Origin of the sequence: Lentzea sp., from assembly GCF_036380075.1 — a bacterium.
In the GTDB taxonomy this organism is placed as follows: Bacteria; Actinomycetota; Actinomycetes; order Mycobacteriales; family Pseudonocardiaceae; genus Lentzea.
Genome location: NZ_DASVFL010000034.1, coordinates 1 through 23,596, shown reverse-complemented (window position 1 = coordinate 23,596; position 23,596 = coordinate 1). Strand labels below are relative to the sequence as shown.

The 23,596-nt window shown below is 69.3% G+C and carries 21 protein-coding genes and 1 pseudogene; 20 read left to right on the top strand and 2 right to left on the bottom strand.

Annotated features, from left to right (window positions below; genetic code table 11):
* Window positions 1-280 precede the first annotated feature (280 nt).
* Window positions 281-901 carry a hypothetical protein gene (locus VF330_RS04250; protein WP_330850149.1) on the top strand — a complete coding sequence of 207 codons (621 nt, stop codon included), beginning with the start codon at window positions 281-283 and terminating at the stop codon, window positions 899-901.
* Here the strand turns inward: VF330_RS04250 and VF330_RS04245 are convergent.
* On the bottom strand, window positions 886-1,719 hold the full coding sequence (locus tag VF330_RS04245) for an inositol monophosphatase (protein ID WP_330850148.1): 834 nt from the start codon (window positions 1,717-1,719) through the stop codon (window positions 886-888). The genes VF330_RS04250 and VF330_RS04245 overlap by 16 nt on opposite strands.
* Window positions 1,720-1,864: 145 nt before the next feature.
* On the opposite strand from VF330_RS04245, the gene VF330_RS04240 reads away from it, so the two are divergent.
* The 19 genes from VF330_RS04240 to VF330_RS04150 all read left to right on the top strand — a co-directional run bounded on the left by VF330_RS04240 (window position 1,865) and on the right by VF330_RS04150 (window position 23,420).
* Window positions 1,865-2,938, top strand: a complete 1,074-nt coding sequence (locus VF330_RS04240; protein WP_330850147.1) for a glycosyltransferase family 1 protein — start codon at window positions 1,865-1,867, stop codon at window positions 2,936-2,938.
* Window positions 2,935-4,032 carry a glycosyltransferase gene (locus VF330_RS04235; protein ID WP_330850146.1) on the top strand — a complete coding sequence of 366 codons (1,098 nt, stop codon included), beginning with the start codon at window positions 2,935-2,937 and terminating at the stop codon, window positions 4,030-4,032. The genes VF330_RS04240 and VF330_RS04235 overlap by 4 nt, the downstream gene beginning before the upstream one ends.
* Window positions 4,033-4,067: 35 nt before the next feature.
* Entirely contained in the window at window positions 4,068-4,799 is a 732-nt protein-coding gene (locus tag VF330_RS04230) for a demethylmenaquinone methyltransferase (RefSeq protein WP_330850145.1), read from the top strand.
* 444 nt (window positions 4,800-5,243) lie between these two features.
* The gene (locus tag VF330_RS04225; RefSeq protein ID WP_330850144.1) at window positions 5,244-6,509 is read left to right on the top strand and encodes a geranylgeranyl reductase family protein; all 1,266 of its coding nucleotides are present in this window, start codon (window positions 5,244-5,246) and stop codon (window positions 6,507-6,509) included.
* A gap of 265 nt (window positions 6,510-6,774) precedes the next feature.
* On the top strand, window positions 6,775-7,140 hold the full coding sequence (locus VF330_RS04220; RefSeq protein ID WP_030478224.1) for an NADH-quinone oxidoreductase subunit A: 366 nt from the start codon (window positions 6,775-6,777) through the stop codon (window positions 7,138-7,140).
* Window positions 7,141-7,147: 7 nt separating this feature from the next.
* On the top strand, window positions 7,148-7,699 hold the full coding sequence (locus VF330_RS04215) for a NuoB/complex I 20 kDa subunit family protein (protein ID WP_330850143.1): 552 nt from the start codon (window positions 7,148-7,150) through the stop codon (window positions 7,697-7,699).
* Window positions 7,696-8,445 carry an NADH-quinone oxidoreductase subunit C gene (locus VF330_RS04210; protein WP_330850142.1) on the top strand — a complete coding sequence of 250 codons (750 nt, stop codon included), beginning with the start codon at window positions 7,696-7,698 and terminating at the stop codon, window positions 8,443-8,445. The genes VF330_RS04215 and VF330_RS04210 overlap by 4 nt, the downstream gene beginning before the upstream one ends.
* Window positions 8,442-9,845, top strand: coding sequence for an NADH-quinone oxidoreductase subunit D (locus VF330_RS04205; protein ID WP_330850141.1), 1,404 nt, complete (start codon window positions 8,442-8,444; stop codon window positions 9,843-9,845). Before VF330_RS04210 ends, VF330_RS04205 begins: the two co-directional genes overlap by 4 nt.
* Window positions 9,842-10,561 carry an NADH-quinone oxidoreductase subunit NuoE gene (gene nuoE / locus VF330_RS04200; protein WP_330850140.1) on the top strand — a complete coding sequence of 240 codons (720 nt, stop codon included), beginning with the start codon at window positions 9,842-9,844 and terminating at the stop codon, window positions 10,559-10,561. The genes VF330_RS04205 and nuoE overlap by 4 nt, the downstream gene beginning before the upstream one ends.
* Window positions 10,562-10,571: 10 nt before the next feature.
* On the top strand, window positions 10,572-11,852 hold the full coding sequence (nuoF, locus tag VF330_RS04195) for an NADH-quinone oxidoreductase subunit NuoF (RefSeq protein WP_330850139.1): 1,281 nt from the start codon (window positions 10,572-10,574) through the stop codon (window positions 11,850-11,852).
* Complete coding sequence (locus VF330_RS04190) at window positions 11,849-14,314, top strand: NADH-quinone oxidoreductase subunit G (RefSeq protein ID WP_330850138.1); 2,466 nt, start codon at window positions 11,849-11,851, stop codon at window positions 14,312-14,314. Before nuoF ends, VF330_RS04190 begins: the two co-directional genes overlap by 4 nt.
* Window positions 14,311-15,633, top strand: a complete 1,323-nt coding sequence (nuoH, locus tag VF330_RS04185; protein WP_330850137.1) for an NADH-quinone oxidoreductase subunit NuoH — start codon at window positions 14,311-14,313, stop codon at window positions 15,631-15,633. Before VF330_RS04190 ends, nuoH begins: the two co-directional genes overlap by 4 nt.
* Window positions 15,634-15,635: 2 nt before the next feature.
* Window positions 15,636-16,169 carry an NADH-quinone oxidoreductase subunit NuoI gene (gene nuoI / locus VF330_RS04180; protein WP_330850136.1) on the top strand — a complete coding sequence of 178 codons (534 nt, stop codon included), beginning with the start codon at window positions 15,636-15,638 and terminating at the stop codon, window positions 16,167-16,169.
* Window positions 16,170-16,186: 17 nt separating this feature from the next.
* On the top strand, window positions 16,187-17,014 hold the full coding sequence (locus VF330_RS04175) for an NADH-quinone oxidoreductase subunit J (RefSeq protein ID WP_330850196.1): 828 nt from the start codon (window positions 16,187-16,189) through the stop codon (window positions 17,012-17,014).
* Window positions 17,011-17,310 (top strand): NADH-quinone oxidoreductase subunit NuoK, encoded by a 300-nt coding sequence (gene nuoK / locus VF330_RS04170; protein ID WP_030473209.1) that lies wholly within the window; start codon window positions 17,011-17,013, stop codon window positions 17,308-17,310. Before VF330_RS04175 ends, nuoK begins: the two co-directional genes overlap by 4 nt.
* Before the next feature lie 10 nt (window positions 17,311-17,320).
* The gene (gene nuoL / locus VF330_RS04165) at window positions 17,321-19,258 is read left to right on the top strand and encodes an NADH-quinone oxidoreductase subunit L (RefSeq protein ID WP_330850135.1); all 1,938 of its coding nucleotides are present in this window, start codon (window positions 17,321-17,323) and stop codon (window positions 19,256-19,258) included.
* The gene (locus VF330_RS04160; protein ID WP_330850134.1) at window positions 19,255-20,823 is read left to right on the top strand and encodes an NADH-quinone oxidoreductase subunit M; all 1,569 of its coding nucleotides are present in this window, start codon (window positions 19,255-19,257) and stop codon (window positions 20,821-20,823) included. Before nuoL ends, VF330_RS04160 begins: the two co-directional genes overlap by 4 nt.
* Window position 20,824: 1 nt before the next feature.
* On the top strand, window positions 20,825-22,399 hold the full coding sequence (gene nuoN / locus VF330_RS04155; RefSeq protein ID WP_330850133.1) for an NADH-quinone oxidoreductase subunit NuoN: 1,575 nt from the start codon (window positions 20,825-20,827) through the stop codon (window positions 22,397-22,399).
* A gap of 37 nt (window positions 22,400-22,436) precedes the next feature.
* Complete coding sequence (locus VF330_RS04150; protein ID WP_330850195.1) at window positions 22,437-23,420, top strand: polyprenyl synthetase family protein; 984 nt, start codon at window positions 22,437-22,439, stop codon at window positions 23,418-23,420.
* Here VF330_RS04150 and VF330_RS04145 read toward each other — a convergent pair.
* A pseudogene (locus VF330_RS04145) lies at window positions 23,417-23,596 on the bottom strand (EamA family transporter RarD); the annotation flags it as partial. The gene VF330_RS04150 and the pseudogene VF330_RS04145 overlap by 4 nt on opposite strands.

Genomic DNA, 23,596 nt, shown 5'->3' with positions numbered 1-23,596 from the left:
AAGCAGGGGCAGCGGCGAGTCCGCCTCAACATCGAGAGCGATCGCAGGTGGGGTCGAACTCGGGATCTCGCGCCGCCGAGCCGCGGAGCTCCTCGTCGAAGTGACGTCGGTGGGAAACCCCTGGACAGCGCTGAGCACCGGCAACCCGTCGGCCGGCGGGCGAAACGGGTCCACTTCCGGTCCCTGCTGGAAACAGCAGACGGGAGGTAGCAGGGCTGACCTGAAACCGAGATCTCAGATGGACAGACGAACCCGCCTCGAACGTGGCACGATCGATTCCGTGGGGATCGTCGTCCGTTCAGCGCTCTGGGGTGCCGCAGCCGGCACCCTGCTGATGGGCACCCTCATCACGATCATCGACGCGAGCACCCCGAGCGACAAGCCGGTGTCGGTGCTCGCCACGATCGTCGCCATCATGCTGTTCGCCCTGGCGTTCGGCGGCGTCCCCGGAGCCGTGGTCGGCACGGGCGTCGGCTTCATCCGCCGCTCCGTGCAGCGCCCGAGGCAGCAACCCCCGGTCTTCGTGCCGCCGCACCCGCAGCAGCCCTACGACATGTGGTCCGACCTGGTCGAACGGTGCGCCGCGTCCACCAGGAGGGTCGCCGCCGCCGTCCAGACGGTGCCGAACTCGCCCGCCAAGGAGTGGCTGGAGCGGATCAGCGGGCAGCTCGCCGGGGAGCTCGACGACGTGCGCGGCATCGCGCAGCTGGGCAGGGCGCTCGGTGCCGTCGACCGGCAGCACCCCGTCTACCAGCGGCTGCTCAAGGCCACGCACGACTTCCACCAGTTCGAGAACGAGGTCGGGCGGGTCGCGTTGCAGATGTTCGACCACCCCGAGCTCGACGAGGCGCGCACGCACCTCGAGGTGCTGGAGAAGCAGCTGCCTCAGCTGTCCACCTGAAGCGCGGACTGCCACCAGCTCAGCACCTCGTCGGCCGCGTCCGGAGCGGCGACCAGGAGACCGTCCACGGGTAGTTGGGCCCCCTCGCCGCGTCTGTCGAGCACGACCGCACCCGACTCCACGGCCAGCGACACGGCACCGGCCACGTCCCACTCGTGGTAGCCGTGCAGCACGGCGGCGGCCACGTGGCCCAACGCCACTTGTGCGACGGCCAGGCATTTCGAGCCGAGGACGCGCACGCCCGTGCCTGCTATCGCTGCCGTGGAGATGAACTCACCCATGCCCGGCCACGGGCCCGTGCGGGTCATCTCGGTGCACACGACCAGAGAGTCGCCTTGGCGTTCGGTCAGACGTACGGGCGTGCCGTTCGCGCGCATGCCACGGCCTCGGGCGGCGGCGTAGATCTGCGAGCGGTACGGGTCGGCCACGACGCCCACGACCGGGCCCCAGCGGTCCACCAGGGCGAGGCTGTAGGCGCACCACGGCATGCCCGCGGTGTAGTTCGCCGTGCCGTCCACCGGGTCGACGACCCAGCGGAACTCGGAGCCGGACGTCTCGGGGACGTCGGAGTTCTCGCAGAACACGGGGATGGCCGGGAACTCGGCGGTGAGCACGCGGCGGGTGTGGCGCTCGAGGGTGCGGTCGGTGTCGGTGACCCAGTCGAACGGCGACTCGTCGGAGTCGGGACGTACGCCGCGGCCGGCGGTGGCCATGATGACGTCCGAGGCGTCGTTCGCGAGGCGACCGGCCACTTCCAGCGCTATCGAGACCAGTCCGGGGTCGACTGGGTGCGCGGGACGGGACGACAAGACGGTCATGCTGGCCTAGTTTCACCGCGTTGTGTGTCCGGAAACCGAAGCGAAGATGACGAACCGACGATCACCTGGCCACGACGTGAGGTGTTCTGACCACGTCAAATTGCGTGTCATTCGGACTTCACACGCGCACTACAAGGTGTGGTCTGTGCGCGTAGCGATCGTGACCGAGAGCTTCCTGCCCCAGGTGAACGGGGTGACCAACTCCGTTCTCCGCGTGCTGGAACACCTGCGGCGCAACGGCCACCAGGCTCTGGTGGTCGCGCCCGGTGCCGGCGCGGAAGAACACCACGGCACGCCCGTCGTCAGGGTCTCCGCCGTCGACGTGCCCATGGTGACCAGCCTGCCGATCGGCGTGCCGAGCCCGAGAGTGCACCACGCGCTGGCCGAGTTCCAGCCCGACGTCGTGCACCTCGCGTCGCCGTTCGTGCTCGGCGCGTACGGGCTCAGAGCCGCGCGCCGGCTCGACGTGCCGACCGTCGCCGTCTACCAGACCGACGTCGCCGGGTTCGCCGGCAACTACGGCCTGGGCCTGACCAAACGGGCCGCGTGGCGCTGGACGAAACGCCTGCACACGCTCGCCGACCGCACGCTGGCGCCGTCCAGCTCGGCCGTCGAGGCGCTGGAGCGGCACGGGGTGCCACGCGTGCACCGGTGGGGCCGCGGCGTCGACATCGACCTGTTCCGGCCGCGGGCCAAGCAGAACGACCAGCTCACCATCGGCTACGTCGGCCGCCTCGCGCCGGAGAAGCAGGTCCACCGCCTCAAGGAGGTCCACGACCTGCCCGGCGTGCGGCTGCGGGTCGTCGGCGACGGCCCCGACCGCGAGCAGCTGGAACGCGACCTGCCGAACGCCGAGTTCCTCGGCTTCCGCACCGGCCAGGCGCTCGCGGAGGCCTACGCGTCGCTCGACGTCTTCCTCCACACCGGCCCGCACGAGACGTTCTGCCAGGCCGTCCAGGAGGCGCTCGCGACCGGCCTGCCGGTGCTCGCGCCGAACGCCGGCGGCCCGCGCGACCTGGTCGCGCACGGCAGGACCGGGTACCTGTTCGAGGAGGACGTCGCGCAGTACGTCGACCTGCTCCGCGACCCGCTGCGCCGCAGGCGGTTCGGGCTCGCCGCCCGCAGGTCGGTGCTCTCCCGCACCTGGCCGGCGGTCTGCGACGAGCTGATGGGGCACTACGCCGCCGTGACCGGACTCACCCACCGGGCGGCAGCTTGAGGATCGTCCAGCTGGCCAACTTCTACGGACCGAAGTCGGGCGGCCTCCGCACGGCCCTGCACCACCTCGGCACCGGCTACGTCCAGACCGGTCACGAGGTCGTCCTGGTGGTCCCCGGCGACCGCCACGCGGACGAGGTGCTGCCCGGCGGCGTCCGCCGCGTCACGCTGCCCGCGGTGAAGGTCCCGTACACCGGCGGCTACCGCGTCGTGGACCCGTGGCGGGTCAAGTCGCTGATGGAGACCCTCAGGCCGGACCGGCTGGAGGTCTCCGACCGGCTCACGCTGCGCGGCATGGGCGCGTGGGCGAGCGAGCGCGGCATCCCCAACGTCGTCATCTCGCACGAACGCCTCGACCGCCTGCTCCGGTTCGTGCTGCCCGAACGCCCCGCCGAACGCGGTGCCGACTGGGCGAACCGCCGCATGGCCGCCTCCTACGACACGGTCGTGTGCACGACGGCGTTCGCCCGCGAGGAGTTCGACCGCATCGGCGCCCGGAACGTCACGCAGGTGCCGCTCGGCGTCGACCTCGCCACGTTCACCCCGGCCCGCCACTCGGTGGACCTGCGCAGGGACCTGTTGGGCGGCAGGGAGAACCTGCTGATCCACTGTGGACGGCTCTCGCCGGAGAAGCACGTGGAACGCTCCGTCGACACCCTGGCCGCCTTGCACGAGCAGGGCCACTCCGCACGCCTGGTGATCGCGGGCGACGGCCCCCGCCGCGCCGCGCTGGAGAAGCGCGCGGCGGGCCTGCCGGTGACGTTCCTGGGCTTCGTGAGGTCCCGTTCGGACGTCGCCTCCCTACTCGCCTCGGCCGACCTCTCCCTGGCACCGGGCCCGCACGAGACGTTCGGGCTGGCCGCCCTGGAGGCACTGGCGAGCGGCACGCCCGTGGTCGTCAGCAGGAGCAGCGCGCTGAAGGAGATCGTCCAGCCGTCCTGCGGCGCGGCCGTCTCCGACGACGCCCCGGCCTTCGCCTCCGCGGCTCGGCACCTCCTCGCGTCGGGTTCGCGGGAGGCGGCGAGGGCACGCGCGGAGGAGTACCCGTGGCACGCGGCCGTCGACGGCATGCTCACCGCCCTGAAGGTGCCCTGACGATGATCGCGGCGGACCTGACTTAGTCTCTAGGCATGTCGCGAGCCGGCTTGGACAAGAACCCCCGCGAGGTCGCCGAGATGTTCGACGGCGTGGCCAAGGGCTACGACCGCACGAACTCGGTCATGACGCTGGGCTTCGACCGCCGCTGGCGGGAGTGGAGCAGGCGCGTGCTCGACGCGCGCCCCGGCGAGAAGGTCCTCGACCTCGCCGCCGGCACCGCCGTCTCGACCGTGGAGTACGCCGAGTCGGGCGCCTGGTGCGTGGCAGCGGACTTCTCCGTGGGCATGCTCGCCTCGGGAGCCCACCGCCCGGTCCCGAAGGTGGCCGCGGACGCCCTCCGCCTCCCCTTCCGGGACGACTCCTTCGACGCCGTCACGGTGTCCTTCGGCATCCGCAACTTCAACGACACCGTCGTGGCCCTCCGCGAGATGGCGCGCGTCGTCAAACCGGGCGGCCGCATGGTGATCTGCGAGGTCTCCACGCCGGTCTTCAAGCCGTTCCGCTTCGTCTACATGCGCTACCTGCTCAAACTCCTCCCGTTCATCGCCCGCTTCGTCTCCTCGAACCCGGTGGCCTACTCCTACCTGGCCGAGTCGATGGCCTCCTGGCCGGACCAGCGCTCCCTCGCCGAGCTGATCTCGAAGGCGGGCTGGGAGGACGTGGCGTGGTTCAACCTGACCGGCGGGATGGTGGCGCTGCACCGCGCGACCAAGCCGAAGCCCAAGGCAGCCGACACGCGCGGAGGCACCGAACCAAGCGCCTGACCAGGCAGGCCGGCACCGATCGAGCGATGCCGAAGGCGAGCCGTCTTTTCCTTACGCCGATTAGAGCCGGTGAACCCACCCGTGGTTTGGCGATTGGGGCTTGACTTCGGGTGCGAGGTGCTACCACTCGTGGCTCGGGCGGGTGCGAAGCATCCGCCCTTTTCCGCCCGACTCAGCGCCTCGCAAGGGCCCCGAAATCAAGCCCCAATCGCGGATCGTCGCGCAGCGGCGATGAACCCCGCTCTTTCGTCCGGGGGTGCACGCCCACGCTGGAACAGGCACGGCCCAACGCAACGCAACCACGCCGGAACCCCACCCGGCCCGTAACCGCGACCGGACCCGACCTGCCCTGGTCCCCGAACCGTCCCCGGAACCCTCAGCGAACGCCGGTTAGAGTCGCGAACAGAGCTGTGAGCTGTGACCGGTACACGTTAGGGAGTCTGGATGAGCAGGCGCGGGATCAACGAGGACGCCGACGTCATCGTCGTGGGTGCGGGACCGGCGGGCTCGACCGCGGCGACCTACCTGGCCAGGGCTGGCCTCGACGTCCTGCTGCTGGAGAAGAGCACCTTCCCCAGGGAGAAGGTCTGCGGCGACGGACTCACCCCGCGGGGCGTCAAGCAGCTGATCGACCTGGGCATCGACACCCGCGAGTCCAACGGCTGGCTGCACAACAAGGGCCTCAGGGTCGTCGGCGGCGGCGTCACGATGGAGCTCGACTGGCCTGACCTGGCCACGTTCCCGAACTACGGCGTCGTGCGTCCGCGCATGGACTTCGACGAGATGCTCGCCAACGCCGCGAAGGCGGCCGGTGCGCGCATGCACGAGCACACGACGGTCACCAAGGCCATCATCGAGAACGGCCGCGTGGTCGGCGTCGAGGCCAAGCAGGGACCGGAGCGCAACCCGGTCACCTACCGGGCACCGATCGTCGTCGGCTGCGACGGCGTGTCCGCTCGCCTGGCGCTGAGCGTCGGCCTGCAGAAGGACGACGCCAAGCCCATGGGCGTGGCGGTGCGCCGCTACTACAACAGTCCGCGCACCAAGGACGACTACCTCGAGTCGCACCTCGAGCTGTGGGCGCCGGACGGGCAGCTGCTGCCCGGTTACGGCTGGATCTTCGGCATGGGCGACGGCAGCGTGAACGTGGGCCTGGGCATCCTCAGCACGTCGAAGGCCTACGGCACCACGGACTACCGCCAGCTCCTGCGATCGTGGCTCGACGGCACCCCGGAGGAGTGGGGCTTCCGCGAGGAGAACGCGACCAGTCGCATCGGCGGCGCCGCGCTGCCCATGGGCCTCAACCGCAAGCCGCACTACCGGGCTGGCCTCGTGCTCGTCGGCGACGCCGGCGGCATGGTCAACCCCTTCAACGGCGAGGGCATCGGCTACGCCATGGAGTCGGCCAAGATCGCGTCCGAGTCGATCGTCCAGGCCCTCGCGCGGACCGGCGTCAACCGTGAACGGGCGCTGCACGGCTACCCCGTGCGGATCGAGGAGGCGCTCGGCAGTTACTACCGGTTGGGCAACGTCTTCTCGAAGCTCATCGGCAACCCGGCGATCATGCGGACCGCAACGAAGTACGGAATGCCGCGAAAGCGCCTGATGAAACTCGTGCTCAAGCTGCTGGCGGGCCTCTACGACCCCAAGGACGGCGACTCAATGGACCGCCTGATCGTGGCCGCCACGAAGCTCGCTCCGACCGCCTGAATTACTCCGAATAGGTGACGGCACCGGCTCAATACGAGCCGGTGCCGTTTCGTTTGTGTCCGCCATGTTAAAGCCCCAGGTCAGACCCTGTGATCCAGGTCATTTACAGGCGTTCTACACTGGCGGGCGACCTTGTGAATCACTTCACAACAGTGTGATCAAGCTTGTGAACTGTTTCACAAGCGTTTGTTAGGTCCGCCTAACAAACGAGTCGCAGAACAACACCCTTAGGGTGCGGTCGACCGCGAGGAAAGGACGACGGAGCGTGCTTGACCCTTACCTCCCCCTCGTATTGATGTTCGCGCTAGCCGGGGCGTTCGCACTGTTCTCGGTGACCGCAGCGCCCTACATCGGACCCCGCCGCTACAACAAGGCGAAGCTCGACGCCTACGAGTGCGGCATCGAGCCGAGCCCGCAGCCGGTCGTGGGTGGTGGGCGCATGCCCGTCGCCTACTACCTGACGGCGATGCTCTTCATCTTGTTCGACATCGAAATGGTGTTCCTCTACCCGTTCGCCGTGGCTGCCGACAAGCTCGGCCTGTTCGGGCTGGTGGAGATCGTCCTGTTCGTCGCCACGGTCGGCTTCGCGTACGTCTACGTGTGGCGTCGCGGCGGCCTCGACTGGAACTGAGGAAGTCATGGGTCTCGAGGAGAAGCTCCCGAACGGCGTCCTGCTGGTCAGTGTCGAGAAGCTGGTCAACTGGACCCGCAAGTCCTCGCTGTGGCCTGCCACCTTCGGCCTGGCCTGCTGCGCCATCGAGATGATGACGACAGGTGCGCCGCGGTACGACCTGGCCCGCTTCGGCATGGAGGTCTTCCGGGCCTCACCGCGCCAGGCGGACCTGATGATCGTGGCCGGCCGCGTCACCAACAAGATGGCGCCGGTGCTGCGGCAGATCTACGACCAGATGCCCGAGCCGCGCTGGGTGCTGGCCATGGGCGTGTGCGCCAGCAGTGGCGGCATGTTCAACAACTACGCGGTGGTGCAGGGCGTCGACCACGTCGTCCCCGTCGACATGTACCTGCCGGGCTGCCCGCCGCGGCCGGAGATGCTGATGGACGCGATCCTCAAGATCCACGCCAAGATCATGGACGAGCCGCTCGGCGCCGTGCGCGCCAAGGCGCTCGCCGACTCGGGCTACCGCACCGACCTGATCCCGTCGTCCGAGCGCTTTGCGAGGAAGAAGTGACCGAGCCAGGGGGAGAGCACTCCAGCGTCAACCGCGCGGGAGAGGACCTCGACAAGACCAACGGGGACGAGGCGAAGGCCAAGGCCCCGATCCTCGCGGGCAAGGAACGCCAGGGCCTCTTCGGCGTCACCGGCTCCGGTGACACGTCCGGCTTCGGCGGCCTGCGCCTGCCCGCCCACGTGGCCGCTCCGTCCGAGCGCCCGTTCGGCGGCTGGTTCGACGAGGTGGCGGACGAGCTGTTCGCCGCGATCGGCGAGAAGGGCCTGCCCGCCGACACCGTGCAGCAGGTGACGGTCGACCGCGGCGAGATCACCTTCTACCTCAGGCCGGAGACGCTGACGGAGGTCGCGCGGATCTTCCGCGACACCCCGTCGCTGCGCTTCGAGCTCTGCAGCTCGGTGTCCGGTGTGGACTACGGCGCCGACGTGCCGCAGCGCCTGCACTCGGTCACCCACCTCACGTCGATGACGTACCGCCGCCGCGTGCGGCTGGAGGTCGCCGTCGACGTCGAGCACCCGCACGTGCCGAGCCTCGTCGAGGTCTACCCGACGGCGGACTGGCAGGAGCGCGAGACCTGGGACATGTTCGGGATCATCTACGACGGTCACCCCGGACTGACCCGCATCCTCATGCCGGACGACTGGGACGGCCACCCGCAGCGCAAGGACTACCCGCTGGGCGGCATTCCGGTCGAGTACAAGGGCGCGGAGATTCCTCCGCCGGACCAGAGGCGGTCGTACTCATGACCGAGCGGCTTTCCGACGTCACCACCGGGACGAACACCAGCTCGACCGGCAGTGACAGCACGGACGACGTCGACACCCGCACCAGCACCGGCAGCGCGGAGGTCGCGGACTCCCGCAGGACCACCGAGGGCACCGTCTACACGGTGACCGGCGGCGACTGGGACGAGGTGCTCGCGGACGCGGTCCAGGACGAGCGCATCGTCATGAACCTCGGCCCGCAGCACCCCTCGACCCACGGCGTGCTCCGCCTGGTCCTGGAGCTCGAGGGCGAGACGGTCACCCACGCGCGCAGCGTCATCGGGTACCTGCACACGGGCATCGAGAAGAACCTCGAGTACCGCAACTGGGTCCAGGGCGTCACCTTCATCACGCGCACGGACTACCTGGCGCCGCTGCACCACGAAGCGGCGTACTGCATGAGCGTCGAGAAGCTGCTCGGGATCACGGTCCCGGACAAGGCGCAGGCCGTCCGCGTGCTGCTGATGGAGCTCAACCGGATCAGCTCGCACCTCGTCGCGCTGGCCACCGGCGGCATGGAGCTCGGCGCCCTCACCGGCATGACCGCGGGCTTCCGCGAGCGCGAAGAGGTCCTGCACCTGCTGGAGCACCTCACCGGCCTGCGGATGAACCACGCGTTCATCCGTCCCGGCGGCCTCGCGCAGGACCTGCCGGACGACGCGGTCGAGAAGATCACGTCGTTCGTCAAGATCATGGAGAAGCGGCTCCCGGACTACGACAAGCTGCTCACCGGTCAGCCGATCTGGCGCAACCGCCTCGCGGGTGTGGGCTACCTGCCCGTCGACGCGTGTCTCGCGCTCGGCGTCACCGGTCCGATCCTGCGCTCCGCCGGCCTCGCCTGGGACCTGCGCAAGATCGAGCCGTACAGCGGCTACGAGAACTACGCCTTCGACGTGCCGACCTCGAACGCGGCGGACTGCTTCGCGCGGTACCTGCTGCGGCTCGAGGAGATCCACCAGTCGCTCAAGATCATCAAGCAGGTCGTGAAGAGCCTGCCGACCGGTCCGGTGATGGTCGAGGACGCGAAGGTCGCGTGGCCCGCGCAGCTCACGATCGGCAGCGACGGCATGGGCAACTCGCTCGAGCACGTCCGCAAGATCATGGGCCAGTCCATGGAGTCCCTCATCCACCACTTCAAGCTGGTGACCGAGGGCTTCAAGGTCCCGCCGGGCCAGGTGTACGTGCCCGTCGAGTCGCCGCGCGGCGAGCTGGGCTACCACGTCGTCTCCGACGGCGGCACCCGGCCGATGCGCGTGCACCTGCGCGAACCGAGCTTCGTGAACCTCCAGTCGATGCCCGCGATGTGCGAGGGCGGCATGGTCGCCGACGTCATCGCGTCCGTCGCCTCGATCGACCCGGTGATGGGTGGTTGTGACCGATGACCCAGGCTCCAGAGAACGTCGTCTTCGACCAGGCGACCGCGGACCGCGCGCAGGCGATCATCGCCCGCTACCCGCAGGCCCGCAGCGCCCTGCTGCCGATGCTGCACCTCGTGCAGTCGGTGGAGGGGTACGTCTCGCAGGAGGGCATCCGGTTCTGCGCCGGGCAGCTCGACCTGACCGAGGCCGAGGTCAGCGCGGTCGCGACGTTCTACACGATGTACAAGCGCCGCCCGTGCGGTGAGCACCTCGTGAGCGTCTGCACCAACACGCTGTGCGCGGCTCTCGGCGGCGACGACATCTACAAGAAGCTCAAGGACCACCTGGGCGTGGGCCACGAGGAGACCGCGGGCGAGCCGGGCACGCCGGGCTCGATCACCCTGGAGCACGCCGAGTGCCTCGCCGCGTGCGACCTCGGCCCGGTGCTGCAGGTCAACTACGAGTTCTACGACAACCAGACGCCCGAGAAGGCGCTGGGACTCGTGCAGGCGCTGCAGGCGGGGGAGAAGCCCGACCCCACCCGCGGCGCCCCGCTCACCGACTTCAAGCAGGCCGAGCTCCAGCTCGCCGGGTTCTTCGAGGGTCGCGACGCCGACATCGACGGCCCGTCGGCGGCGCCGGAGTCGTTGCGCGGCGCCAAGATCGCCCAGGAACGCGGCTGGGACGCGCCGGCCGTGCCGGACAACGCCGAGTTCCCCGCCCTGCCGGAAAAGAAGTAGGGGGCACAAGATGGTTGACCCGCTGACTCCCGTTCTCACCAAGCGCTGGACCGAGCCCAGGTCCTGGACCCTGGAGACCTACGAGCGCACCGGTGGCTACACCGCGCTGCCGAAGGCGCTCGGGGCCCACCCGGACCAGCTCATCCAGCAGTGCAAGGACTCCGGACTGCGCGGCCGCGGCGGCGCGGGGTTCCCCACCGGCATGAAGTGGGGCTTCATCCCGCAGGGCGACGGCAAGCCGCACTACCTCGTCATCAACGCCGACGAGGGCGAGCCGGGCACCTGCAAGGACATCCCGACGATGATGGCGGACCCGCACTCGCTGATCGAGGGCGTGATCATCACGTCGTACGCGATCCGCGCGAACTTCGCGGCGATCTACGTCCGCGGCGAGGTCCTGCACTGCATCCGCCGCCTCAACGCGGCGGTGCGCGAGGCGTACGCCAAGGGCTACCTGGGCAAGGACATCCTCGGCAGCGGGTTCGACCTCGACCTCGTCGTGCACGCCGGCGCCGGCGCGTACATCTGCGGCGAGGAGACCGCGCTGCTCGACTCGCTGGAGGGCCGTCGCGGCCAGCCGCGGCTCAAGCCGCCGTTCCCCGCGACCTCGGGCCTCTACGCGTCGCCCACCGTGGTGAACAACGTCGAGACGATCGCGTCGGTTCCCTTCATCGTCAACGGTGGCGCCGACTGGTTCCGCACGATGGGCCGCGACCGGTCGCCCGGTCCGAAGATCTACTCGCTGTCCGGTCACGTCACGAACCCCGGCCAGTACGAGGCGCCCATGGGCACCACGCTGCGCGAGCTGCTCGACATGGCCGGCGGCATGAAGGACGGCATCCCGCTGAAGTTCTGGACGCCGGGTGGCTCGTCCACCCCGCTGTTCACCGCCGAGCACCTCGACGTGCCGCTGGACTTCGAGGGCGCCGCCGAGGCCGGCTCGATGCTGGGCACCACCGCCCTGCAGATCTTCAACGAGACCGTGTCCGTGCCGTGGGCCGTCATGAAGTGGACGGAGTTCTACAAGCACGAGTCATGCGGCAAGTGCACGCCGTGCCGCGAGGGCACGTACTGGCTCGTGCAGATCCTGCAGCGGATGGTGGCGGGCAACGGCACGGCGAGCGACATCGACACGTTGCTCGACGTCTGCGACAACATCCTCGGCCGCTCGTTCTGCGCGCTCGGTGACGGCGCCGTCAGCCCGATCACCAGCGGCATCAAGTACTTCAAGGACGAGTTCCTCGCCCTGTGCGACCAGAACTCCAAGGTCCTGGCTGGAGCGAACGCATGACCATCGCCCCTGACAAGAGCACGACCTCCGAGGTCGTCGTGCCGGAGGGTCACGTCAAGCTCGTCATCGACGGCGTCGAAGTGGTGGCGCCCAAGGGTGAGCTGCTGATCCGCACGGCTGAGCGCCTCGGCACGGTCATCCCGCGCTTCTGCGACCACCCGCTGCTGGAGCCCGCTGGCGCCTGCCGCCAGTGCCTCGTCGAGGTCGAGATGGGCGGCCGGCCGATGCCGAAGCCGCAGGCCTCCTGCACGATGACGGTCGCGGACGGCATGGTCGTGAAGACCCAGCTGACCTCGCCGGTCGCGGACAAGGCCCAGCAGGGTGTGATGGAGCTGCTGCTCATCAACCACCCGCTGGACTGCCCGATCTGCGACAAGGGCGGTGAGTGCCCGCTGCAGAACCAGGCGCTCGCCCACGGCCGCAGCGACTCCCGCTTCCACGAGCACAAGCGGACGTTCCCGAAGCCGATCAACATCTCCACGCAGGTGCTGCTCGACCGCGAACGCTGCGTGCTCTGCCAGCGCTGCACCCGGTTCTCCGCGCAGATCGCCGGCGACCCGTTCATCGAGCTCCTCGAGCGCGGCGCGCAGCAGCAGATCGGTGTGGCGGCGGAGAAGCCGTTCCAGAGCTACTTCTCCGGCAACACCATCCAGATCTGCCCGGTCGGCGCCCTCACCAGCGCCGCCTACCGGTTCCGCGCCCGCCCGTTCGACCTCGTGTCGACGCCGAGCGTCTGCGAGCACTGCTCCTCCGGTTGTGCCGAGCGCACCGACTGGCGGCGCGGCAAGGTGCAGCGCAAGCTCGCCGGCGACGACCCGCAGGTCAACGAGGAGTGGATCTGCGACAAGGGCCGGTTCGCCTTCCGCTACGCCACCACCGGCGACCGCTTCAGGCGGCCCCTGGTGCGGGACGCGGAGAGCGGTGAGCTGCGCGAGTCGTCGTGGACCGAGGCCCTGCAGGTCGCGGCGGCCGGTCTGACGGCGGCGCGCGAGGCGAACGGCGTCGGCGTGCTGCCCGGTGGCCGGCTGACCGTCGAGGACGCCTACGCGTACTCGAAGTTCGCCCGGATCGCGTTGCGCACCAACGACATCGACTTCCGCGCCCGGCCGCACTCGGCCGAGGAGCTGGAGTTCCTGTCCGGCACCACGGTGTTCACCAACCCGGACAACGGCGTCACGTTCCAGGGCATCGAGTCCGCACCGGCCGCGCTGCTGGTCGCGTTCGAGCCCGAGGAGGAGGCGCCGATCGTCTTCCTGCGGCTGCGCAAGGCCGCCCGCAAGGGCACCACGAAGGTCTTCCACCTCGGCCAGTTCACGACCCCGGCCGTCGAGAAGACCTTCGGCACGCTGCTCGCCTGCGTGCCCGGTGCCGAGGCGAACGCCATCAACGCGCTGCCGGAGCACGCCTCCGACGTCGTCGAGCTGCTGTCCAAGCCCGGCGCGGTGATCCTGGTCGGCGAACGCGCCGCCGTGATCCCCGGAGCGTTCACCGCGGTCGCGAGGCTCGCGGAGCGCACCGGCGCCAAGGTCGCGTGGATTCCCCGCCGTGCCGGTGAGCGCGGTGCGCTCGCCGTCGGTGCCGTCCCGAACCTGCTGCCCGGTGGCCGTCACGTCGCGAACGCCGCGGCGCGCACCGAGGTCGAGCGCACCTGGGGCGTCGAGGAGGGCTCGCTGCCCGCGACGCCCGGCCGCGACACCACGGGCATCCTCGAAGCCGCCGCCGCCGGTCAGCTGTCCGGCCTGGTGGTCGGCGGCGTCGACCCGTTCGACCTGCCCGACCCGCGGCTCGCGGAGAAGGCGCTGGCCGGGGCCGGTTTCATCGTGAGCCTGGAGCTGCGGCCGAGCGCGGTCACCGCGTACGCCGACGTCGTGCTCCCGATCGCCCCCGCGGTCGAGAAGGCCGGCAGCTTCCTCAACTGGGAGGGCCGCCGCCGCGAGTTCGGTCTGACGCTCGAAGGCACCGGCGCGCTGCCGGACTGCCGCGTGCTCGACACCCTCGCGGTGGAGATGGACGCGGACCTGTTCACGCAGACGCCCGCCGCCTCGGCCGCCGACCTGGCCCGCCTCGGCGAGGGCGCCGTCACCGGTTCCTCGCTCAACGTCGCCGCGCCGCTGCAGTCCCCGGCCGGACCGGGCAAGGCCGTGCTCGCCACCTGGCACCGCCTGATCGGCAACGGCTCGCTGCAGGTCGACGAGCCGCACCTGGCCGGCACCGCGCGCCCGGTCGTCGCGAAGATCGCGGAGACCACGGCGGCGCAGTTCGGCCTGGAGACCGGCGGCTGGGTGACGGTCTCCACGGAGCGCGGCGCGATCACGCTCCCGGTCGAGACCGACGACCTGCCCGAGGGCGTCATCTGGCTGCCCACCAACTCGGGTGACGTGACCGTCCGGGCCACGCTCGGCGCGGGCCACGGCTCGATCGTCTCCGTCAGCGGCGGATCGTCCTCTGAGGTGAAGCAATGATCCAGCACGTCTTCGCGGCGGAGAACGGCGAGACCGCCAAGCTCCTCGCCGACGACCCGGTCTGGCTGGTCCTGGTCAAGGTCGTCGGGATCTTCGCCTTCCTCGTGGTCATGACCCTGTTCATGATCAACTGGGAGCGCAAGGTCGTCGCGCGCATGCAGCAGCGTCCCGGCCCCAACCGCGTGGGCCCGAACGGCTGGCTGCAGTCGCTCGCGGACGGTCTGAAGCTCGCGTTCAAGGAGGACATCCGCCCGGTCCTCGCGGACAAGTGGGTCTTCTTCCTGGCCCCGGTGATCTCCTGCATCCCCGCGTTCCTCGCGTTCTCGGTGATCCCGCTCGCGGGTGAGGTCAACCTGTTCGGGCAGCAGACCGCGCTGCAGCTCGTCGACCTCCCGGTCGGCGTCCTGGTGGTGCTGGCCTGCTCCTCGATCGGCGTCTACGGCATCGTGCTGGCGGGCTGGTCCTCCGGTTCGCCGTACCCGCTGCTCGCCGCGCTGCGGTCGGCCGCGCAGGTGATCTCCTACGAGATCGCGATGGGCCTGTCGATCGTCGCGGTGATCATGTTCACCGGCTCGATGTCGACGGGTGACATCGTGAACGCGCAGGCCTCGACCGTGCTCGGGGTGTTCCCCGGCTGGTTCGGCCTCCTGCTGTTCCCCAGCTTCGTCATCTACGTCGTGTCGATGGTCGGCGAGACCAACCGCGCGCCGTTCGACCTCCCCGAGGCCGAGTCGGAGCTCGTCGGTGGTTTCCACACGGAGTACAGCTCGCTGAAGTTCGCGCTGTTCTTCCTCGCCGAGTACGTGAACATGGTGACCGTCTCGGCGCTCGCGACCACGCTCTTCCTCGGCGGCTACCACGCACCGTGGAGCGGCGAGTTCATGAACACCGGCTGGTGGGGCCTGCTCTGGTTCATCGTCAAGACGCTGGGCTTCCTGTTCATCTTCATCTGGCTGCGCGGCACGCTTCCCCGCACGCGCTACGACCAGTTCATGAAGCTGGGCTGGAAGGTGCTGGTCCCGACCAGCCTCGTCTGGATCATGGCCGTCGCGGTCATCCGCACCGGCGCCATCCAGCAGCTCTCCACGGCGCAGCGGCTCATCGCGCTCGGCGTGGTCGTCGGTCTCGTGCTGCTGGTCTCGTTCCTGCTGCCGGACAAGAAGGTCCAGGACACCAAGGGCGTTCCGCTCGCGGGTTCCGGCTTCCCCGTGCCGCCGCTCGACCTCGTCGTCCCCAAGTCAGCGCCCAAGCGCAAGGTCAAGGTCGCCACCCTCCCCAAGGAGACGGCAGCCGTCACCACCGGTAAGGAGGCTGAGTAGGGATGTTCGAGTCCCTGAAAGGCTTCGGCGTCACCTTCGGCACCATGTTCAAGAAGGTGGTGACGGAGGAGTACCCCGAGGTCAAGAAGGTGACCGCGCCGCGGTTCCACGGCCGTCACCAGCTGAACCGGCACCCGGACGGGCTGGAGAAGTGCGTCGGCTGCGAGCTGTGCGCGTGGGCCTGCCCCGCGGACGCGATCTTCGTCGAGGGTGGCGACAACACCGAGGAAGCGCGTTTCTCCCCCGGTGAGCGCTACGGCGCCGACTACCAGATCAACTACCTGCGCTGCATCGGCTGCGGCCTGTGCATCGAGGCGTGCCCGACCCGGTCGCTCACGATGACGAACGAGTACGAGCTCGCCGACGACAACCGCCAGGACCTGATCTTCACGAAGGAGGACCTGCTCGCCCCGCTGCTGCCCGGCATGGAGCAGCCGCCGCACCCGATGCGGCTCGGCGACAACGAGCAGGACTACTACGTCAACGGCCCGCGGCTCGCCGTCGCGGCGGCGGAGGACCAGGGGGCTCAGAAGTGAGCGTCCTGACCTTCCTGATGCAGCAGCCGGAACCCGTGACGAAGGTGGTCGACACCGTCACCACCGGCGAGGCAGTCGCGTTCTGGGTCCTCGGCCCGCTCGCGCTGGCCGGCGCGCTCGGCATGCTGTTCGCGCGCAACGCCGTGCACTCCGCGCTGTGGCTCGTCGTCACGATGCTCAGCCTCGGCGTGCTGTACATGATCCAGCAGGCGCCGTTCCTCGGCTTCGTGCAGATCATCGTCTACACCGGCGCGATCATGATGCTGTTCCTGTTCGTGCTGATGATGGTCGGCAGGGACAGCTCGGACTCGGTCGTCGAGGTGATCCGCGGGCAACGGCTCGCGGCCGCGCTGCTCGGCATCGGCTTCGCCGTGCTGATGGTCGGCTCCGTCGCCCGCGCGCTCACCTCGGTGGAGCCCGCCGGCCTCGCGGAGGCGAACACCACCAACGGCGGCAACGTCGGCAACATCGGCCAGAAGCTCTTCACGGACTACCTGTTCGCGTTCGAGCTCACCTCGGCACTGCTGATCACCGCCGCGCTCGGCGCGATGATCCTGGCCTTCGTCGGCAGGGACGGCAAGCCCGCCAAGAAGACCCAGAAGGAGCTCGTCGAGGAGCGCTTCCAGGACGGCAAGCGGGTCGGGTCCATCCCCGGCCCCGGTGTCTTCGCCACCGCGAACTCGGTGGCCACCCCCGCGCTGCTGCCCGACGGCACCGTGGCGGAGGAGTCGCTGTTCGACGTCATCGAGGCGACCGACAGGTCCGTGCTGTCCGACGACGTCTCCGGCGTCGCGGGCACCGGGCACCAGCCTGACTCGCACGCGCTCAAGGGAAGTGAGTCGTGACTCCCACGTACTACCTGCTGCTGTCGGCACTGCTGTTCAGCATCGGCGCCGTCGGCGTGCTGGTGCGCCGCAACGCCATCGTGGTCTTCATGTGCGTCGAGCTCATGCTCAACGCGGTCAACCTGAGCCTCGTGACGTTCGCGCGGATCAACGGCTCGCTCGACGGTCAGGTGATGGCGTTCTTCGTGATGGTCGTCGCCGCGGCGGAGGTCGTCGTCGGCCTCGCGATCATCATGTCCATCTTCCGGACGCGTCGCTCGGCCTCGGTCGACGACTCGAACCTGCTGAAGTACTGAGGGGTCACCGGTGACGGAACCTGTTGTCGCCAGCGGGGTCGCGAGCTTCGCCTGGCTGTTGTTGGCGCTGCCCGCGTTCGGTGCGGCGGTGCTGTTGGTCAGCGGCAAGCGCGCTGACAAGTGGGGTCATCTGCTCGGCAGCGCGACGCTGGTCGCGTCGTTCGCGTACGCCCTCGCGCTCTTCTTCTCGACGGTCGGCATCTCGAACCCCGAGGAGCGGGTGCAGAACCTGCACCTGTGGGACTGGATCGACGTCAACGCGCTGACCGTCGAGTTCGGACTGCGGCTCGACCCGCTGTCGCTCACGTTCGTGCTGCTGATCACCGGTGTGGGCTCGCTGATCCACATCTACTCGATCGGCTACATGGCGCACGAGGAGGGCAGGCGCAAGTTCTTCGCCTACCTCAACCTCTTCGTCTCGGCGATGCTCCTGCTGGTGCTGGGCAACGGTTTCGTGACCCTGTACTTCGGCTGGGAGGGCGTCGGTCTCGCCTCCTACCTGCTGATCGGCTGGTACCAGTACAAGCCGGAAGCGGCGTCGGCGGCCAAGAAGGCCTTCCTGATGAACCGCGTCGGTGACCTGGGCCTCGCCATCGCGATCTTCCTGATGTTCAACAAGCTCGGGACCACGCAGTACACCGAGGTCTTCAGCCGCGTCGGCGAGTTCTCCTCCGCGGAGGTCCTCGCGATCACGCTGCTGCTGCTCCTCGGCGCCTGCGGCAAGTCGGGCCAGTTCCCGCTCCAGGCCTGGCTGCCCGACGCCATGGCCGGCCCGACCCCGGTGTCCGCCCTGATCCACGCGGCGACCATGGTCACCGCGGGCGTGTACCTCATCGCCCGCTCGAACCCGCTCTACAACCTGAGCGAGGACGGCCGCCTGGTCGTCATGATCATCGGTGGCGTCACGCTGCTGATCGGCTGCATCATCGGCTGCGCCTACGACGACTTCAAGAAGGTCCTGGCGTACTCGACGGTCTCGCAGATCGGCTACATGATCCTCGCGGTGGGCCTCGGCCCGATCGGCTACGCGCTCGGCATCATGCACCTGCTGACGCACGGCTTCTTCAAGGCCGGCCTCTTCCTCGGCGCCGGTTCGGTCATGCACGGCATGAACGACGAGGGCAACATCCGCCGGATGGGCGGGCTCTACAAGTACCTGCCGATCACGTTCGTCACCTGGACGCTCGGCTACCTCGCCCTCATCGGCATCCCGCCGTTCGCGGGCTACTTCTCGAAGGACGCCATCATCGCGGCGGCGTTCACCGGGGAGGGCTGGCGCCCGTACGTCTTCGGCGGCGTCGCACTGCTCGGTGCCGCGCTGACCGCGTTCTACATGACGCGCCTGCTGATCCTCGTCTTCCTCGGCCAGCCCCGCTGGAAGGACCTGAAGGCGGAGAACGGCAAGGACTACCACCCGCACGAGTCCCCGCTGACGATGACCGTTCCGATGATCGTCCTCGCGGTCGGCTCGATCGGTGGCGGCTGGTTCCTCTCCTCCGGCGGACGTCTCGCCGGCTGGCTCGAGCCCTCGCTGGGCGAGCTGAAGGAGGAGCACGGCGTCATCTCGCACGGCCTGGTCGGCATCCTGACCGTCGTGCTCGCCGTCCTCGGCGCCGGTCTCGCGTTCCTGCTCTTCGGCCGCCGCAAGCAGCCCGTCGAGCGGCCGGTCCGCGTGTCGTTCCCGGTGCGCGCGGCGCGTGCGGACCTCTACGGCAACGCACTCAACGAGGCCCTCTTCGCGCGGCCGGGCACCTGGCTCACCCGCGCGCTGGTGTACCTCGACCTGAAGGGCGTCGACGGTGTCGTGAACGGCACGGCGGCGCTGCTCGGCGGTAGCTCCGGCCGGTTGCGCAGGCTGCAGACCGGGTTCGTCCGCTCCTACGCACTGTCCATGCTGCTGGGCTCGATCTTCGTGCTCGGGGCGCTCCTGGTGGTGAGGTTCTCGTGACCTGGGTTCTGATCGCACTGCTGGTGGTGCCGCTGGCCGGCGCGCTGGTGGTGGCGTTCCTGCGCAAGAACGACCGCACGGCCAAGCTCGCCGCGCTGGCGTTCTCGCTCGTCGAGCTCGTGCTGGCGGTCCTGCTGTGGACGGCCTACGACCCGGACGGCGATCGCATCCAGCTCGCCACCGGCGTGGACTGGATCCCGGCGTTCGGCGTGCGGCTCTCGTTCGGCATCGACGGCATCGCGCTGGTGATGATCGCGGTCATCGCGCTGCTGATCCCGCTGGTGATCGGTGCCGGCTGGACGGAGAAGCTGCCCGCCGGCCGGTCGCAGGGCGGGTACCTCGCGCTGATCCTGGTGCAGGAGGCGGTGACGGTCGCGGTGTTCGCCGCCACCGACGTCTTCCTGTTCTACGTGCTGTTCGAGGTCATGCTCATCCCGATGTACTTCCTGATCGGCGGCTACGGCGGCGCGCGCAGGCAGTACGCGGCGGTCAAGTTCTTCCTGTACTCGTTCCTCGGCGGCCTGATCATGCTGGCCTCCGCGATCGGCGCCTACGCGATGGCGTCGGACGAGCTGGGCAAGGGCACGTTCGACTGGGCGACGCTCGTGAAGGTCGTCAGCGACGCCGACTCGACGACGCAGACCTGGCTGTTCCTCGGCTTCTTCCTGGCGTTCGCGATCAAGGCGCCGCTCGTGCCGTTCCACACGTGGCTGCCCGACGCCGCGGCCGAGGCGCCCATCGGCGTCACGGTGATCGTCGTCGGCATCCTCGACAAGGTCGGCACGTTCGGCATGCTGCGCTACCTGCTGCCGATGTTCCCGACGGCGTCGAAGAACCTGGCGCCGTTCGTGCTCGTGCTGGCGGTGGCGGGTGTCCTTTATGGATCGCTGCTCGCCACGGGCCAGCGGGACATGAAGCGGTTCCTCGCCTACGTCTCGATCGCGCACTTCGGCTTCATCGCGCTCGGCATCTTCTCGTTCACGTCGCAGGCCGGCGTGGGCTCGGTGTCGTACATGCTCAACCACTCGATCTCGACGGGCATGCTGATCCTGGTGGTCGGCATGATCATCGCGCGCGGTGGTTCGTCGCTGATCTCCGACTACGGCGGCATGTCGAAGGTGGCGCCGCTGCTCGCGGGCATGCTGCTGATCTCGGGTCTGACCACGCTGTCGCTGCCGGGCACGAACTCGTTCGTCTCCGAGTTCCTCGTGCTGATCGGCTCGTTCCCGACGCGGCCGGTGTTCACGATCATCGCGACCGTCGGCATGGTGCTCGCGGCCCTGTACGTGCTGTGGCTCTACCAGCGGGTCATGACCGGCCCGCTGCGCGGAGACGCCCTCCTGGGTGCCGCCGCCGGTCCGGGAGCCGTCGGCGACCCGGAGCGCAAGACGGCGATCGGCGACCTGAACAAGCGGGAGATCGCGGTTCTCGCACCGCTCGTTGTCATCGTGCTGGCACTCGGGTTCTACCCGCAGCCGGTGCTCGACGTCATCACCCCGACTGTCGGGGCGACGCTGACCGAGGTCGGCGTGACCGACCCGGTCTCCGTGCAGGAAGGCAAGTGACGTGAACCTTCTCGTCGCTCAGGCGCAACAGATCGAGGCGCCGGAGATCCACTACGGCGCCATCGCGCCGGTGCTGATCGTGCTCGGCGCGGCCTGCGTCAGCGTGTTGCTGGAAGCGTTGCTGCCCAAGCACCAGCGGTGGGCGGTGCAGCTCGTGCTGTCGCTCGTCTCCCTGGTCGCGGCCACCGGCACGCTCATCCTGTACGCGAACTCCGCCGACCGCCCCGAACAGGGCGTGGCGACGCTGGCGGGCGTGATCGCGGTCGACACGCCGTCGCTGTTCCTGTGGGGAACGCTGCTGGTGCTGGCGTTCGGGTCGATCCTGCTGATCGCCGACCGCTCGGTCGAGCCCGGTGGCGCGTTCGTGGCCCAGGCCGCGATCCGCCCCGGCACGGTCCAGGACCGCGCGCAGGCGACGAAGACCGGCATGCAGACCGAGGTCTTCCCGCTCACGCTGTTCGCGCTCGGCGGCATGATGACGTTCGTCGCGGCGAACGACCTGCTGACGATGTTCATCGCGCTGGAAGTCCTGTCGCTGCCGCTGTACCTGCTGTGCGGTCTGGCTCGCCGTCGTCGCCTGCTCTCGCAGGAGGCGGCCGTGAAGTACTTCCTGCTCGGCGCTTTCGCGTCCGCGTTCTTCCTCTACGGCGTGGCCCTGCTCTACGGCTACGCGGGTTCGGTGAAGCTCTCGGCGATCGCGTCGGCCGCGGGTGGCACCGACCGTTCCGACACGCTGCTGTTCGCGGGCTTCGGCCTGCTGGTGGTGGGCCTGCTGTTCAAGGCCGCCGTCGGTCCGTTCCACGCCTGGACCCCGGACGTGTACCAGGGCGCGCCGACGCCGGTGACGGCGTTCATGGCCGCGTGCACGAAGGTCGCCGCGTTCGGCGGCATCCTCCGCGTGCTCACGGTCGCGTTCGAGAACACGCAGTGGGAGTGGCGCGGCGTGCTCTACGGCGTCGCCGTCGTCTCGATGGTGATCGGTGCTGTGCTGGGTCTCACGCAGACCGACGTGAAGCGCATGATCGCCTACTCCTCGGTGGCGCACGCGGGCTTCCTGCTCATCGGTTCGATCGCACTGGTGCCGGACGGCGAAGGTGTGAGCGCGACCATGTTCTACCTGCTGGCGTACGGCTTCACCACGATCGCCGCGTTCGGCATCGTGTCGCTGGTCCGCAACTCGGACGGCGAGGCGACGCACCTGTCGCAGTGGGCGGGTCTCGCGAAGCGGTCGCCGATCGTGGCGGGCGTGTTCACGTTCCTGCTGCTGGCGCTCGCCGGCATCCCGCTGACGTCGGGCTTCATCGGCAAGTTCGTCGTGTTCAGCGCGGCGATCCAGGCCGGTCTGACGCCGCTCGTGGTGATCGCCCTGGTGGCCTCGGCCGTCGCGGCGTTCTTCTACCTGCGGGTGATCGTGCTCATGTACTTCAGCGAGCCGGCGGCGGACGGCCCGACCGTCACGGTGCCCGGCGCGTTCACCACGATCGCGATCACGTTGGGTGCCGTGGTCACCCTCGTGCTGGGTTTGTGGCCCACGTTGGTGCTCGAATGGGCGGGTACCGGCACCTTCCTCAGCTAGGTGTACGTAGTCTGCTGGTGTGACCAGTAGCGAGCATGTGGGACCGGGGTTCGCGTTGGTGGACCCCGTGCTCACCGAGGTAGTCCAGGACGGCCTGGCCGAGGTGGAGCGCACCCTGCACGACGTCGTGCAGAGCGAGTTCCACCCGGTCACGGAAACCTCCCTCCACCTTGTGGAGGCGGGCGGGAAGCGGATCCGCCCGCTCTTCACACTGCTCGCCTCGCAGTTCGGCGCCGAGTGGGACCGCGAGAAGGTCGTCAAGGCGGCCGCTGTGGTCGAGCTCACCCACCTCGCCACCCTCTACCACGACGACGTCATGGACGAGGCGACCATGCGGCGCGGCGCGGTGTCCGCGAACGCCAAGTGGGACAACAGCATCGCGATCCTGACGGGCGACTTCCTGTTCGCCCACGCGTCCCGGCTGACCGCCGACCTGGGGACCGACGCGGCGCGGATCATCGCGGAGACGTTCTCGGTCCTGGTGACCGGTCAGATGCGCGAGACGGTCGGCCCGAAGCCGGGCGAGGACCCGATCTCCCACTACCTCCAGGTGATCGAGGAGAAGACCGGCGTCCTCATCGCCACCGCGGCGCGGTTCGGCGGCATGTTCTCCGACGCGACCGAGGAGCAGATCGACGCCCTGCGCGCGTACGCCGAGGTGATCGGCGCCGCGTTCCAGATCTCCGACGACGTCATCGACATCGCCTCGCCGTCCGCCGACTCCGGCAAGACGCCGGGCACCGACCTGCGCGAGGGCGTGAAGACGCTGCCGATGCTCTACGCGCTGGCCGACCCGGCCGAGACGCGGCTCGCCGAGCTGCTGGCCGGCCCGATCAGCGACGACGCGCTGGTGGAGGAAGCCCTCGACCTGCTGCGCAAGTCCTCCGGGATGGACAGGGCGCGCGAGACGCTCGACGAGTACGCGGACCGGGCCCGCACGGAGCTGGGCAAGCTCCCGCCGTGCGCCGCGCGGGACGCCCTCGAAGAGCTCGCCACCTACTGCGTGGCCCGCGTTCGTTAGTTCGTCGCGACCGGCGCGAGTGCCTGCTTGCGCCGGTCCCGCAGCGCGTCGGCGATGAAGATCGCCAGGGCCAGCCACACCAGGGCGAACCCGGTCCACCGGCTGGCGGGCATCGGTTCGTGCACCACGAACACGCCCCACGCGAACTGCAGGATCGGCGCGAGGTACTGGAGCAT

Excerpts from the sequence above, each read along its gene's own strand:
- nuoE (WP_330850140.1), top strand. The coding sequence starts at position 9,842 with ATGACCCAGGCTCCAGAGAACGTCGTCTTCGACCAGGCGACCGCGGAC.
- nuoH (WP_330850137.1), top strand. The coding sequence starts at position 14,311 with ATGATCCAGCACGTCTTCGCGGCGGAGAACGGCGAGACCGCCAAGCTC.
- VF330_RS04190 (WP_330850138.1), top strand. The coding sequence starts at position 11,849 with ATGACCATCGCCCCTGACAAGAGCACGACCTCCGAGGTCGTCGTGCCG.
- nuoF (WP_330850139.1), top strand. The coding sequence starts at position 10,572 with ATGGTTGACCCGCTGACTCCCGTTCTCACCAAGCGCTGGACCGAGCCC.
- VF330_RS04225 (WP_330850144.1), top strand. The coding sequence starts at position 5,244 with ATGAGCAGGCGCGGGATCAACGAGGACGCCGACGTCATCGTCGTGGGT.
- nuoI (WP_330850136.1), top strand. The coding sequence starts at position 15,636 with ATGTTCGAGTCCCTGAAAGGCTTCGGCGTCACCTTCGGCACCATGTTC.
- VF330_RS04215 (WP_330850143.1), top strand. The coding sequence starts at position 7,148 with ATGGGTCTCGAGGAGAAGCTCCCGAACGGCGTCCTGCTGGTCAGTGTC.
- VF330_RS04245 (WP_330850148.1), bottom strand. The coding sequence starts at position 1,719 with ATGACCGTCTTGTCGTCCCGTCCCGCGCACCCAGTCGACCCCGGACTG.
- VF330_RS04230 (WP_330850145.1), top strand. The coding sequence starts at position 4,068 with ATGTCGCGAGCCGGCTTGGACAAGAACCCCCGCGAGGTCGCCGAGATG.
- VF330_RS04205 (WP_330850141.1), top strand. The coding sequence starts at position 8,442 with ATGACCGAGCGGCTTTCCGACGTCACCACCGGGACGAACACCAGCTCG.
- VF330_RS04175 (WP_330850196.1), top strand. The coding sequence starts at position 16,187 with ATGCAGCAGCCGGAACCCGTGACGAAGGTGGTCGACACCGTCACCACC.